Below are 12743 nucleotides of genomic sequence, written 5' to 3'. Positions count from 1 at the left end.
ACGGTGAGTGGCCGATCTGTCGCCCTTGGGGATATCACGCCTGGGCGAGCACGGCGCAGAGGGCGTTCAGAGCGGCCGGGTAGGCGGCGCCGACGGGGGTGCTGTAACCGACCACGAGGCCCTGCGGGCGTTCGCCGGGGTCCTGCCAGTGGTCGCGCAGAGGCATGAGGGCGAGGTCATGGAACGCGGCGCGGCGCATGACCTCGCCCTCATCCCGCCCGCCGTCGGGAAGCAGCACCAGGGCGTGCAGCCCGGCGGCGACCCCGTGGACCCGGACCCGCGGGACGCGGTCGCGCAGCGTCCCGACCAGGAGGTCGCGGCGGCGCCGGTAGCGCAGGCGGGCGGCGCGGACGTGCCGGTCGTAGGCGTGGGAGGCGATGAGGTCGGCGAGGACGAGCTGGGAGAGCGACGGGGTGTGGGCGTCGGCGAGGCGCTTGGCCTCGGCGAAGGGCTCGACCAGGTGCGCGGGCAGGACCAGCCAGGCCAGGCGCAGCGCCGGGGCCAGGGTCTTGGACGCGGTGCCGCCGTACACGACGCGGTCGGGCGCCGTGCCCTGCAGCGCCCCGACCGGCTGGCGGTCGTAGCGGAACTCGCCGTCGTAGTCGTCCTCGACGATCATGCCGTCGGCGTCCCGGGCCCAGGCGGCGAAGGCGCGGCGGCGGTCCGGGGGAAGGGTCGCGCCGGTCGGGTACTGGTGCGCCGGTGTGAGCACGGCGGCGCCCGCCCGGCCGGGCGGACCCGGGCGCGCTCCCCGGTCGTCCACCGGCAGCGGGACGACGGAGAGCCCGGCGCGCCGGACGATCGCGCGGTGGAAGGGATGCCCCGGCTCCTCCATCGCGACCGACTCCGTCCCGAGGTCCCGCAGCACGGAGGCGAGCAGGCCGAGGGACTGGGCGTAGCCGGAGGTGACCACGATCCGGGCCGGGTCGGCGTGCACGCCCCGGGCCCGGCCCAGGTATCCGGCCAGCGACTCGCGCAGTTCGCGGCGCCCGCGCGGGTCGCCGAGCGCGTGCACGTCGGGCGGGGCGGACGCCAGCACGCGGCGGGTCGAGCGCAGCCACGCCGCGGCGGGGAACGTGCTCAGGTCGGGCCGCCCGGGCAGCAGGTCGTGTGCCGGCGCCCGGGCGGACTCCGGCTCCGGCGGCGGGGGCGCCGGCGCGGGACCGGCCGCGACCCGCGTCCGCCCGCCCGGGACCGCCGCGAGGTAGCCCTCCGCCGCCAGCTGGTCGTAGGCGGCGCTGACCGTCCCGCGCGCCAGGCCCAGCTCGGCGGCCAGCGCGCGGGTCGAGGGGACGACGTCGCCGGGGGCCAGCCGCCGTGACCTGACGGCTTCGCGGAGGGCGCGTTCGAGTCCGGCGCGGCGGCCGCCGAGGCGGTCGACGTCCAGATGCAGGTCCACCGAACCGGCCCATTCTCTGCGCATGTGACTGGATCTTAATACTGGTCCGGTCGGCGCCTAGATTCGCGGCATGATTGTTTTCGCGCAGCTCAGCGACACCCATCTGGACGGCGGCGAGGACCGGGCCGGACGCGCGGCCCGCGTCATGGACCACCTGAACGGCGTGCCGGTCGACGCCGTCCTCGTCACCGGGGACATCGCCGACCACGGCGAGCGCGCCGAGTACGAGCAGGCCCGCAAGGTCCTCGCGTCGCCGCATCCGGTGCTGGCCTGCCCCGGCAACCACGACAGGCGCGGCCCGTACCGGGAGGTCCTGCTGGACGAGCCGCCGGGCGCGGGCCCGGTCAACCGCGTCCACGAGATCGGCGGGGCCACGTTCCTGATGTGCGACTCGACCGTCCCCGGCGAGGACCACGGGCGGCTCGACGACGAGACGATCGGGTGGCTCGACCGGCGGCTCTCGGCGGCCCCGGACGCACCGGCGTTCGTGTGCTTCCACCACCCGCCCGCGAGGCTCCAGATCCCCTGCGTGGACGGGATACGCCAGTTCGGGGAGCGGCGCCTGGCCGAGGTGGTGCTGCGCCACCCGCAGGTCGTGGCGGTGCTGTGCGGGCACGCCCACACGGCGGCGGCCACGACCTTCGCGGGACGGCCCCTGCTCGTGGCGCCCGGCGTCGTGTCCACCCTCCGGCTGCCGTGGCAGGAGGGCGGCGTCGCCGACCTGGACGCTCCCCCGGGCGCCGCCTTCCACGTCCTGGACGACGAGGGCCGCCTGAGCACGCACTACCGCACCTTCTAGCGGTGCGCGGTCCAGGTCCGGGTGATCTCCTCGGCGGCGTCGCGGACCAGCGCCCGGTACCGCTCGACGGCCTCGGGGGTGAAGCGGTGCCGGGGCCCGCACACGCTGATGGAGCCGTGGACCTCGCCGTCGGGGCCGAACAGCGGCGCGGCGACGGACCCGGCGTCGGCCTGCCGCTCGCCGAAGGAGACGCCGACGCCCTCCCGGGCCGTCTCGGCGAGCCCGGCGCGCAGCGCCGCCCCGCCGGTGACGGTCCGGTCGGTCAGCGCCGCCAGCGGGCGGGCCAGCACGGCCTCGCGCCGCTCCTCGGGCAGGAACGCGAGGATCACCCGGCCCGAGGAGCCCGCGTGCAGCGGGAACCGCCGACCGACCTCGACGGTCATCTTGACCTCGCGGGTGCTCTCGAACTGGTCGAGGTAGACCCGCTCGTCGCCGACGAGCCCCGACAGTGTGGTCGTCTCGCCGGTCTCGTCCCGCAGCCGGCGCAGCACCGGCGCGGCGGCGTTGCGGACGTTGAAGCGCCGCAGGGCGCTCACGCCGAGGGCGACGGCGGCGGGCCCGAGCCGGTAGCCGGACGTGCCCGCCTCCAGCATCTCCCGCGACACGAGCGACTGCAGGATGCGGTACACGACGGCCTTGGAGATGCCGAGCTCGCGGCCGATGGCGGTGACGCCGAGGTATTCGGGCCCGCCTGCGAACAGCAGGAGCACGTCGGCGACGCGCCCGGCGACCTCGGTTCCCCCCGGGGCCGGAGCGGCGGTCTGGTTGGTCACTGGACGATCCTAGGGAACGGGGTCAGCGGCCGCGGTGAAGGTAGCGGCCCTCGGGTGCGCCGGTGATCTCGCCGTCGGCGTAGACGCGGCGGCCCCGCACGAAGGTGTCGGTGACCCGCGCGGTCATGGCGAAGCCCTCGAACGGCGTGTACTCCTGCGTCGACTCGGAGTCGGCGGCGCGGACCGTCCAGGACACGTCCGGGTCGACCAGGGCGATGTCGGCGTCGTACCCCTCGGCGATGGCGCCCTTGTTGAGCAGTCCGTAGCGCCGGGCGGGGTTCCATGACGTCAGCCGGGCGACGCGCTGGAGGGACAGGCCGCGCTTGAGGCCCTCGCCGACGAGGCCGGGCAGCAGGTACTCGGCGCCGCCGAAGCCGGACTTGGCGAGGAAGACGTCGTCGCGGTCGGCGCCGAACTTCATCTCGTCCCGGCAGCAGGCGTGGTCGCTGACGACCCAGTCGACCTCGCCGGCGAGGACGTGCCGCCACAGCGCCTCGACGTCGGAGCGCTCGCGCAGCGGCGGGTTGACCTTGCCGCCCAGGCCGTGCGCGGTGTCGACGTCGGCGAGCAGGTGCCCGATGGTGACCTCGCGGCGGAAGTCGATGTGCGGGAAGGCGCCGGCCATGGTCAGCGCGGCCGACAGCGCCTTCTCCGACGACAGGTGCAGCAGGTTGATGTTGGGCAGGCCCGTCTCGTGCGCGAGGTAGGACGCGATGGTGACGGCGAGGCCCTCCGAGTGCGGGGGGCGGGACGCGCTGTAGGCGCGCAGGCCGGTCAGCGACCCGTCGCGCTCCACCATCCGGGTGTACGCGGTCATGATCTCGGCGGTCTCGCAGTGCAGCGACAGGGAGATGTGCGGCGCGTACTCGGCGAGCTGCTCGCGGGCCTTCTGGACGCCGCGCATGACGAACTCGAAGTGCGCCACGTCGTAGCGCTCCTCCGGGGGCGTCATGAGGAAGTCGCTCTGGCTGGAGGAGCGCCCGTGCAGGCCGTGGCTGCCGTAGAACATGAAGACCTTGAACGAGGTGACGCCGTGCTCCTCGACCAGGTACGGGATCTCCTCGATGTGCCGCGCCATCATCGGCGCGAGGTGGAAGGCGTAGTCGACGTAGGCGTTGCCCCGGGCCGCGCTGAGCACCTCGGGGAAGAACTCGCGGTACGGCCCTCCCTTGTTCAGGTAGTACTGGCCGGTGCGCATGTAGGTCAGGGCGGTGGTGACGCCGCCCTGCGCGGCGGCGCGGCTCTCGGTGCGGGTGTCGGCGGCGAGCTCGTTGTAGATGCCCCAGTGCTGGTGGGCGTCCACGACGCCGGGGAAGGCGAGCCGCCCTCGGCCGTCGATCACGGTGGCGGCGTCGTCGTCCGGCAGCCCGGGCGCGACCCGCGCGACGGCGCCGTCGTTCACGGCGATGTCCAGGGGCTCGGGCTCGGTGCCGTCGGGGGCGTCGGGGCGGACCACCCGCACGTTCTTCAGCAGCAGCTCGGTCGTCGCCATGGTGGTCTCCTCAGTTCTCTCGGGTGGTCGTGCGGCGGGCGATGGCGCCGGCCGCCAGGTAGGCCAGCCCGAAGGCGGGCAGCAGGCCGTTGCCGGGCAGGTAGCCGCCGGCGCCGTGGCCGGAGATCCCGGCGGCGGCGCCGCCCGCCGCGTACAGGCCGGGGATGGGGCGGTCGCCGGGGTCGACGACGGCGGCGTCCCCGTCGACGAGCAGCCCGCCCTGGGTGTGGAAGAGCGCGGGGACGACGCGGACGGCGGCGTAGGGCGGGGCGAGCGGCCGCTCCCAGTGGGTGCGGCCGTGCTCGTCGGGATGCTCCCCGCGCGCGGCGGCGGCGCCGGCCCCCAGCTCCCGGGCGAGGGCCTCGGCGGGCAGCCCGGTGGCCTCGGCGAGGCCTTCGGCGTCGTCGGCCCAGACCAGCACGCCCGACTCGACGGTGTCGCGGAAGTCCTGGAACGGCCGGCACTGCTCGAAGATCGTCTCGTCCAGGACGATCCAGCCGGTGGAGCCGGGGCGGGCGGCCAGTTCGGCGGCGTACTCGGAGTAGCCGCGGGTCTCGTCGCCGAACCGGCGGCCGGCGAGGTCCACCATGATCCCGCCGTGGATGATCGTGGCCCAGCCGACGAGGGTGCCCGCGCCGGCGGCGACGGCGCCGTGGCCCTGGTAGGCGTCCAGGTAGCCGGTGGCGGCGCCGAGCCCGCCGCCGATCCGCAGCGCGTCCCCGCGGGACCGCTCGCCGCCCTGGTAGAGGGCCCCCGCGATCTCGGGCAGGTGGCGCTCCACCAGGGCGCGGTCGGCGCCGAAGCCGTTGGTGGCGAGGAGCACGGCCCCCGCGGGGATCTCCTCCTCGGTCCCGTCCGGGTACCGGACGACCGCCCCGCGCACGGCGGCGGGGACGCCGGGGGCGCCCGGCGCGGTCGTCACGTCCACGAGCTCGGCCGGGACGAGCAGGTCGATGCCGGGGTGCTCGCGGACGCGGCGGGCGAGGTGGTCGATCACGCTGGAGCCGTGCCGGCCGGGGACGGAGTGGCAGCGGTGCACGGAGTGGCCGGGGTAGTTGAAGTCGGTGACCAGGGAGAGCGGCAGCCCGGCCGAGTCGGCGAGCCACTCCACGAGGGGGCCGCTGACCTCGGCGAGCGTGCGGGCGAGGCGGGCGTCGGCACGGCCGCCGGTCTTGGCCGCGATGTCGGCGGCGAAGCGGTCCGGGGAGTCCTCGACGCCCGCGGCCTCCTGCCAGCGCGTGCCCGCGCCGGGGAACATCGCGGTCGACATCGAGGTGTTGTTGCCGCGCCGGTAGTGCTCGCTCGCCTCGACGACGAGCACGCCGAGGCCGAGCTCGGCGGCGCGCAGCGCCCCGGCGAGGCCGCCGCCGGCGCCCGCGACGACGAGGTCGGGTCCGCCGGTCACGCGTCCCTCCCGACCGCCATGAGCCGCAGGGCCAGGTCCGTGGGGTCGACGATCCGGGCCGCGAGGCGGTGCCTCTCGACGTCGACGGCCGAGCAGCCGTTGATCACGGCGGCGGCGCCGCGGGCGGCGAGGGCGTCCACGGCCGCGCCGAGGGCGGCGTTCCAGGCGCCCGCGTCGGCGACGGCGTCGAAGGGCAGGTCCAGCACCTCGATCCCGGCGGTGTGGGCGTCCAGGCCGTAGGCGGCGAGGCGGCGGCCCAGCTCCGCACCGATCGCCTCGTTCCGCACCACCGCACCGAACCGTACATTCATCGCAGAAAGGTACAGACTACTCAGTCTGAGCAGCCCGTTCACCGGAACCTCCTGGTCAGGGGCGGGGCGGTCGGGCACGGCCGGGTCCAGCACGCAGTCGGGGAACGCGAGGTCGAAGCCGTCCCCGGCCCGCGCCAGGGCGGCGGCGACCTCGCTCTCGGACGCGCGGATCGACGCCTCGTCGTCCAGCGACCCGGGTGCGGCGGGACCGACGTCGCGCAGCTCGACCGACAGCCCCGGCGGGGCGAGCCGGTCGTAGCGGGCCTGCCTTCTCCGGATCTCCTCCGGCGGCAGGTGGATCGGCGTCACCGCAAGGGCGCGCATCATCTCGGCTCCTCCGTCTCGTCTCCGCCGGCGAGTTCGCGCAGGCGCCCGCCGGCGTGGTCCAGGGCGGGCAGGTCGCGGGCGAAGGCCGCGGCCCTGCCGATCAGGTCCCCGCGGCCGGGCAGCCACCGCCTCAGCAGGGCGAGGAGCTCCCATTCGTCCAGGGGGCGGTGGTCGGCGTCGCCCACCGGGTTCGGCACCTCGCGGATGCGGGACGTCCCGTCGGCCAGCGCGACGGTGACGCGCGCGGCGCGCTCGTCCGGGAGCCGGGCCGTCAGGTCGTCCGCCGCGACCAGCCGGACGCGCCGGGCGAGGGCCCGCAGGCGCGGGTCCTCCAGGCGCGTGCGCGGGCCGACCTCGCCGTGCAGGAGGGCCGCGGCCACGGCGAACGGCGTGGAGAACATCGCCGACAGCCGGTTGTCCCAGCGCGGCGAGGCCAGCCCGGCGCCGAGCGCGTGCGTCTCGACCACGATCTCGGTGATCCGGGACGGGTCGAGCCCGGGCCGCAGGTCCAGGACGGCGTCCGCGGCCGGATGGGTGAACGAGCAGGAGGCGTGCCGCTTGAAGTAGCCGCGCGCGATGTCCCAGCGGTCGCCGAGCCCGGCGGTCAGCTCGGACGGGTCGAACTCCCCCAGCAGGGTCCCGAGCGAGAGCGCGGCCGTCCCGGTGTTGCGGGCGGACCCGGCCGAGGCCATGCGGGCCGCCACCAGGCCGGACATGTTGGCCGCGCCCATCCAGGCGTCGCGCACCGGGTTGCCGTCGGTCGCGGACGCGAAGTGCCCCGCCACCGGCAGCCCCGCCCCGGTGTCGATCGCGGCGGCGACGGCGTCCGGGCCGAGGCCGAGCAGCCGCGCGCATCCGGCGGCCGCGCCCGCGACGCCCCAGCTGCCGTGCGGGTGCGCGCCCGGCCGCAGCCGGGACGCCCGCCCGAACCGGGACGCCACCTCGTAGGCGGCGAGCAGGGCGGCGGCCGTGTCCGCGCCGGAGGCGTCCACCTCCGAGGCCAGCGCCAGGACGGCCGGGAACCCGTGCGCCGCCGGATGCCCCCTGGCGTACTTGTTGCCCTCGTCCAGTTCGAGGCAGACCAGCGCCGTCGCGTTCAGCCAGGCGGCGGCGTCGACCGAGACGCAGCGCCCGGCGCCGATCAGCGGCGCGGGCCCGGCGGGGGCGTTCCACGCCCCGCGGATCGCGCGCGCCTCCTCCAGCCCCGCGCCGAGCGCCGTCACACCGATCACGTCGAGCAGGACGAGCGACAGCCGTTCGAGCACCGGCTCCGGGGCCCGCGCCGCGTCCAGCCGCGCGACCCACTCCCCCAGCCGCGCCGTGGCCTCCACCGCATCCGTCACAGTCCCAGGTACGCCTTCCTGACCTCGGCGGATCCGGCCAGCTCGCGGCCCGTCCCGTGCAGGACGGTCGATCCGCTCTCCATGACGTAGGCGCGGTCGGCGATGCCGAGCGCCTGCTTGGCGTTCTGCTCGACGAGCAGGACGGCGACGCCCGTGTCGCGGATCCGCCTGACCGCGTCGAGCATCGCCCACGTGAGCTTGGGCGACAGGCCCGTGGACGGCTCGTCCAGCATGAGCAGCTTCGGCCGCGCCATCAGCGCGCGGCCGATCGCGAGCATCTGCTGCTGCCCGCCGCTGAACGTCTGCGCGACCTGCGCGCGGCGCTCGGCGAGGACGGGGAACAGCTCGAACACCTCCCGCATCCGCGCGGCGGACTCGGCGGGCGGGCGGGTCCAGGCGCCCATCCGCAGGTTCTCCTCGACCGTGAGGGCGCCGAACAGCGCGCGGTCCTCGGGGACGTGCACGAGGCCGTCCCGGACGAGCTGGTCGGGGCGCCGCCCGGCCGTGGACGCGCCCGCGAAGGTCACCGTCCCGGACATGGGCCGCACCTGCCCGCACACCGCCCGCAGCGTGGTCGTCTTCCCCGCGCCGTTCGCGCCGACCAGCGCGACGATCTCGCCCTCGCCGAGCCGCAGGTCGACCTCGTGCAGGATCCGCATGCGGCCGTAGCCGGCGCAGAGCCCGTCAATCGTCAGCATCGTCCGGCTCCTCTCCGAGGTACGCCTCGATCACGCGGGGGTCGGAGGTGACCTCCGCGGCCGTCCCGGCGGCCAGCACCCGGCCCTGGTCCAGGACGAGGACGCGGTCCGACAGCCGCATCACGGCCGCCATGATGTGCTCGATGAACAGCAGCGTCGTGCCGTCCTCCTCGCGCAGCGCGGCGAGCAGGTCCAGGACGGGTTCGCGCTCGGCCGGGACGAGCCCGGCGAGGACCTCGTCCAGCAGCAGCACCTTCGGCCGCATCGCGAGCGCGCGGGCGAGTTCGAGGCGCTTGAGCCCGGCGGTCGGCAGTTCGGTGGCGCCCCGGTGCGCCCACTCCCCGAGCCCGACCCGCTCCACGACGTCCATCGACCGCGCGCGCAGGCGGTGCGGCGGCTGGCGGCGGTGCTGGGCGGCCAGGGCGACGTTCTCCAGGACGGTCATGCTCCCGAACGGCCGCATCAGCTGGAACGTCCGGACCATCCCGGCGCGGGCGATGCGGTCGGGCGAGGCGCCGGTGACGTCCCGGCCGCCGAACTCGACCCGGCCCTCGTCGGGGGCGAGGGCGCCGCAGATGACGTCGAACAGCGTCGTCTTCCCGGCGCCGTTCGGGCCGATCACGCCGAGGATCTCGCCCTCGGCGACCCGCAGGTCGACGTCGGCCAGCGCGCGCAGGCCCCGGAAGTGCTTGCCGACGCCGGACACGGTCAGCACGGTCTCTCCGGACGGGCTCATCCGCGCCACCTCGCCGCGATCGTGCCGACGATGCCCTTGGGGAGCAGCCGGACGATCAGGATGAGCAGGACGGCGTAGACCGCGACGTCCAGGCCGCTGCGCCCCTGCAGGAAGTCCAGGAAGCCGGGCGGGGTCCGCAGCAGCGTCGCGGTGACGTCCGCCAGCGCGCCGAGGATGACCGCCCCGGCGACCGGGCCCCAGACCGTGCCGATCCCGCCGATGACCACGGCCGCGATCGCCTGGATCGACACCGAGGAGCCGAACGCCAGGTCCGGGTTCACGAACAGGTAGTACTGCGTGTAGAGGGCTCCGGCGACGGAGGTGATCGCGGCCGACAGCGCGACCGTGACCAGCTTGTACCGCAGGACCGGGGCGCCCAGGGACGCCGCCGCGAGCTCGTCGTCGCGGATCGCGGCGACGTAGCGTCCGGTCCGCGAGTGCAGGAACAGGATGCTGGCCAGGGCGGCGAGGCCCGCGAGGGCGAGCGCGACCCAGAAGTAGGCGGGCGAGTCCGCCGCGAACTGGATCTTCCAGAGCGAGGAGCCCTGGATCAGCGGGACGGTGAACCCGACCGCCTTTCCCGTGAACTCCGACGTGGTGGCCACCAGCCGGAGCATCTCGGCGAACGCGAACGTCGCCAGGGCGAAGTAGGCGCCCTTGAGCCGGTAGCGGAACGCGAAGAACCCGATGACCACGGCGACGGCCGCCGCCACCGCCATCCCGGCGAGCATCCCGATCCAGGGCGACACGCCGTGCTCGACCAGCAGGTAGGCGCTGGTGTAGGCGCCGAGGCCGAAGAACGCGGCGTGCCCGAAGCTGAACATGCCGCCGAACCCGCTCATCACGTTCCAGCCGATCGCCATCAGGGCGAAGATCAGGATGCGGACGGCGACGGCGCCCTGCGCGGGCGGCAGCACCAGCGGCAGCGGGATCGCCAGGAGCAGCAGCACGGCCAGGACGGCGAGCTGCCGGTTCTGCGGCCGCAGCGGCGGCGCCTTCACCGGGGCCGCGCCGGCGCCGGGACGGCCGGTGAGGGTGATGCCGGTCATGCCCGCCTCCCGAACAGCCCCTGCGGGCGGAGGAAGAGCACGACCAGGAAGACGGCGAACACGCCGAGCAGGGAGCTCTGGCCGTCCATGTAGATCGTGGTGAGCTGCTCGACCAGCCCGATGAGCAGGCCGCCCGCGAGGGCCCCCGCGACGTTGCCCATCCCGCCCAGCACCACCACGACGAAGGCGGTGATGTTGAACTGCTCGCCGAGCGTGGGCGTCACCGTGACGAGCGGCGCGGCCAGCACCGCCGCCGCCCCGGCGCACGCGGTGCCGATCGCGAACGTCAGCGTGTGGACGCGGCGGACGTTCACGCCGACCAGCTCCGCGCCCGGCCGGTTCGCGGCCACCGCGCGGATCGCCGTCCCGAACCGGGTGCGGCGCAGCATCCAGAACAGCGCCGCGCCGATCAGGACGGCGCCGAGGAAGGCGTACAGCCGGGCGCCCGGCACGACCGCGCCGAACAGCGAGAACTGGAAGTCGCCGGGCAGCGCGACGTTCTTGGGCTCGGCGCCGAAGAACATCAGCAGCCCGTTCTCCAGCAGCAGCGACAGGCCGAGCGTGATGAGCAGCTGGTTCTCCAGCGACGCGCCGCCCGTCCCGCCGAGCAGGCCGCGGTGCACGGCCGCGCCGATCAGGAACAGGGCGGGGACGGCGACCGGCAGCGCCAGGTAGGGGTGCAGACCGGTGCCCTGCACGACGCCGAACGCGATGAACATCGCGATGGCGAGCAGCGCGCCGTGCGCGAAGTTCACGATGTCGAGCACGCCGAAGATGAGCGTGAGGCCCATCGCGATGAGCCCGTACAGCCCGCCCATCAGCAGGCCGGTGACCACCGACTGCCAGACGACGAGGCCGCTGCCGGACTTGATCAGGGCGACCGCGATCGCGGCCGCCACCAGGCCGCCGGTGACGGCGGCGCGCTTGAGGACGGCCGCCGTCACGCCGCCGGGGAGGCGGCGCCGGACGGCGGGGGTGGGAGGGGACTGGGCCTTGGTTCCGATGTCGCTCATGACCGCCACGTCACCGAGTAGTTGGGCTGGGATTCGGCCTTCTCCGGCGGGTAGACCTGCTTGACCCCGCCGCCCTGCACCTGCATGAGGACGGGCAGGGCGTTGCGGTTGTCCCCGTTCGGGGCGAAGGAGATCGGGCCGGTGCCGACCGTGAGGGGCTCGACCTTCGAGGACGCGATCGCGTCGCGCACCTTCTCCGCGTCGGTGGTGCCCGCGCGCTCCACGCCCTGCGCGATCACCTGGACCGCGTCGTAGGCGAGGACCGCGCCCGTGCGCATGGGGGCGCCGTAGCGCCGCTGGTAGTCGGCCCGCAGCCGCTCCGTCTGGGGGCTCCGTGCGTCGAAGTGGTAGTTGGTGCTGAAGATCCGCTCGGCGGCAGCGCCGCCGTCGGCGACGAATTTGGGCTGGTCGTAGGCGCCGTTGGACACGCCCCAGATCGCGTTCAGGGCGGGCTTGACCGAAGCGACGGCCTTGGCCGCGAGCAGGCTGTCGCGGTAGTAGCCGGCGACGGCGAGGACGTCCGCTCCGGACGCCTTGACCTGCGTGATCTGCGCGGTGAGGTCGGACACGGTGAGCGCGTCGTAGCTGATGTCCGGGCCGACCTCGATGCCGAGCCGCTTCGCCGCCGCGGTGAACGCCTCGGCGGCGCCGCTGCCGAAGTCGGTCTGCTCGTGCAGGAACGCGACCTTGCGCACGGGCCTGCCCGCCCGCTCCGAGACCTCCTTGAGGTAGCGGGCGGCGGCGCCCGCGATGGCGGCGCTGCCCGGCTGGACCCGGAACGCGTACGTGTAGCCGTGGGAGAAGATCGCGTCCGAGGCGGTGACGTCCATGACGAACGGCACCCGGTTGCGCTCGGCGACGACCGCGACGTTCGTGCTGACGGCGCTCTGGTAGGTGCCGACGAGCCCGACGGCGCCGGCGGAGATGAGGCGCTGGGCCTCGCTCTGGCCGACCTCGGCCTTGCCCTGGGTGTCGCCGGTCTCCAGTTCGACCTTGCGGCCGCCGAGGGACCGGATGCCGCCGGCGGCGTTGATCGCCTCCACCGCCATCCGCGCGCCGCGCCGCATCTGCTGGCCGTCGACGGCGTTGGCGCCGCTGACCGGGTGCAGGGCGCCGATCTTGACCGGGCCCTCGTCGCGCCCGGCCGCCACCCCGGCCGCGCCGGACGGCGCCGAGCCGCCGCAGCCGGCCGCGGCCAGCAGGACCGCGCACGCGCCGAGTCCGGCGGCGAGCTTGCGAGCCGACATTCATCCCTCCTGCCCGTCTGTCCCTGCTCCCCCGACATGTGTTCCGCCTAGAGGAACAGCAGGTCACTGTGGCGTCATGGTGGCATCCGTCACGCCATCGGGTCAATATCTAGGTGAAACTTGACGGAACTCGATAAGCAGTGCCAACTTG

General features: G+C 74.9%; 12 protein-coding genes. 1 reads left to right on the top strand and 11 read right to left on the bottom strand.

All coding sequences use genetic code 11. From position 1 onward, the window contains the following. Nucleotides 1-34: 34 nt before the first annotated feature. A complete protein-coding gene (gene pdxR, locus ACQEU6_RS04945) occupies nt 35-1423 on the bottom strand; it encodes a MocR-like pyridoxine biosynthesis transcription factor PdxR (protein ID WP_499329400.1) in 1389 nt (462 codons plus the stop codon). A 46-nt stretch (nt 1424-1469) separates the two neighbouring features. Here pdxR and ACQEU6_RS04940 point away from each other — a divergent pair, with 46 nt between their 5' ends. After that, nucleotides 1470-2198 (top strand): phosphodiesterase, encoded by a 729-nt coding sequence (locus tag ACQEU6_RS04940; protein WP_499329399.1) that lies wholly within the window; start codon nt 1470-1472, stop codon nt 2196-2198. Here ACQEU6_RS04940 and ACQEU6_RS04935 read toward each other — a convergent pair. Genes ACQEU6_RS04935 through ACQEU6_RS04890 form a run of 10 tightly spaced genes read right to left on the bottom strand, consistent with a single transcriptional unit; the run spans nt 2195 to nt 12592 of the window. Further along, the gene (locus ACQEU6_RS04935; protein WP_499329398.1) at nt 2195-2971 is read right to left on the bottom strand and encodes an IclR family transcriptional regulator; all 777 of its coding nucleotides are present in this window, start codon (nt 2969-2971) and stop codon (nt 2195-2197) included. The genes ACQEU6_RS04940 and ACQEU6_RS04935 overlap by 4 nt on opposite strands. Nucleotides 2972-2993: 22 nt before the next feature. Then, on the bottom strand, nt 2994-4463 hold the full coding sequence (locus tag ACQEU6_RS04930) for a dihydroorotase (protein ID WP_499329397.1): 1470 nt from the start codon (nt 4461-4463) through the stop codon (nt 2994-2996). A 10-nt stretch (nt 4464-4473) separates the two neighbouring features. Beyond that, the gene (locus ACQEU6_RS04925) at nt 4474-5868 is read right to left on the bottom strand and encodes an FAD-dependent oxidoreductase (protein ID WP_499329396.1); all 1395 of its coding nucleotides are present in this window, start codon (nt 5866-5868) and stop codon (nt 4474-4476) included. Then, on the bottom strand, nt 5865-6506 hold the full coding sequence (locus tag ACQEU6_RS04920; protein ID WP_499329395.1) for an aspartate/glutamate racemase family protein: 642 nt from the start codon (nt 6504-6506) through the stop codon (nt 5865-5867). The genes ACQEU6_RS04925 and ACQEU6_RS04920 overlap by 4 nt, the downstream gene beginning before the upstream one ends. Continuing rightward, nucleotides 6503-7849, bottom strand: a complete 1347-nt coding sequence (locus ACQEU6_RS04915) for an MmgE/PrpD family protein (RefSeq protein WP_499329394.1) — start codon at nt 7847-7849, stop codon at nt 6503-6505. Before ACQEU6_RS04915 ends, ACQEU6_RS04920 begins: the two co-directional genes overlap by 4 nt. Then, a complete protein-coding gene (locus ACQEU6_RS04910) occupies nt 7846-8547 on the bottom strand; it encodes an ABC transporter ATP-binding protein (protein WP_499329393.1) in 702 nt (233 codons plus the stop codon). Before ACQEU6_RS04910 ends, ACQEU6_RS04915 begins: the two co-directional genes overlap by 4 nt. After that, nucleotides 8534-9283 (bottom strand): ABC transporter ATP-binding protein, encoded by a 750-nt coding sequence (locus ACQEU6_RS04905; protein WP_499329392.1) that lies wholly within the window; start codon nt 9281-9283, stop codon nt 8534-8536. Before ACQEU6_RS04905 ends, ACQEU6_RS04910 begins: the two co-directional genes overlap by 14 nt. Continuing rightward, a complete protein-coding gene (locus tag ACQEU6_RS04900) occupies nt 9280-10332 on the bottom strand; it encodes a branched-chain amino acid ABC transporter permease (RefSeq protein ID WP_499329391.1) in 1053 nt (350 codons plus the stop codon). The genes ACQEU6_RS04905 and ACQEU6_RS04900 overlap by 4 nt, the downstream gene beginning before the upstream one ends. Beyond that, nucleotides 10329-11345 carry a branched-chain amino acid ABC transporter permease gene (locus tag ACQEU6_RS04895; RefSeq protein WP_499329390.1) on the bottom strand — a complete coding sequence of 339 codons (1017 nt, stop codon included), beginning with the start codon at nt 11343-11345 and terminating at the stop codon, nt 10329-10331. The genes ACQEU6_RS04900 and ACQEU6_RS04895 overlap by 4 nt, the downstream gene beginning before the upstream one ends. Continuing rightward, nucleotides 11342-12592 carry an ABC transporter substrate-binding protein gene (locus ACQEU6_RS04890; protein ID WP_499329389.1) on the bottom strand — a complete coding sequence of 417 codons (1251 nt, stop codon included), beginning with the start codon at nt 12590-12592 and terminating at the stop codon, nt 11342-11344. The genes ACQEU6_RS04895 and ACQEU6_RS04890 overlap by 4 nt, the downstream gene beginning before the upstream one ends. Between the last annotated feature and the right edge of the window lie 151 nt (nt 12593-12743).

The organism is Spirillospora sp. CA-108201, assembly GCF_050936235.1.
Lineage (GTDB): Bacteria > Actinomycetota > Actinomycetes > Streptosporangiales > Streptosporangiaceae > Spirillospora.
This window is presented reverse-complemented; position numbering and strand designations above follow the sequence as displayed.

Excerpts from the sequence above, each read along its gene's own strand:
- ACQEU6_RS04905 (WP_499329392.1), bottom strand. The coding sequence starts at position 9,283 with ATGAGCCCGTCCGGAGAGACCGTGCTGACCGTGTCCGGCGTCGGCAAG.
- ACQEU6_RS04940 (WP_499329399.1), top strand. The coding sequence starts at position 1,470 with ATGATTGTTTTCGCGCAGCTCAGCGACACCCATCTGGACGGCGGCGAG.
- ACQEU6_RS04900 (WP_499329391.1), bottom strand. The coding sequence starts at position 10,332 with ATGACCGGCATCACCCTCACCGGCCGTCCCGGCGCCGGCGCGGCCCCG.
- ACQEU6_RS04890 (WP_499329389.1), bottom strand. The coding sequence starts at position 12,592 with ATGTCGGCTCGCAAGCTCGCCGCCGGACTCGGCGCGTGCGCGGTCCTG.
- ACQEU6_RS04895 (WP_499329390.1), bottom strand. The coding sequence starts at position 11,345 with ATGAGCGACATCGGAACCAAGGCCCAGTCCCCTCCCACCCCCGCCGTC.
- ACQEU6_RS04930 (WP_499329397.1), bottom strand. The coding sequence starts at position 4,463 with ATGGCGACGACCGAGCTGCTGCTGAAGAACGTGCGGGTGGTCCGCCCC.
- pdxR (WP_499329400.1), bottom strand. The coding sequence starts at position 1,423 with ATGCGCAGAGAATGGGCCGGTTCGGTGGACCTGCATCTGGACGTCGAC.
- ACQEU6_RS04920 (WP_499329395.1), bottom strand. The coding sequence starts at position 6,506 with ATGATGCGCGCCCTTGCGGTGACGCCGATCCACCTGCCGCCGGAGGAG.
- ACQEU6_RS04910 (WP_499329393.1), bottom strand. The coding sequence starts at position 8,547 with ATGCTGACGATTGACGGGCTCTGCGCCGGCTACGGCCGCATGCGGATC.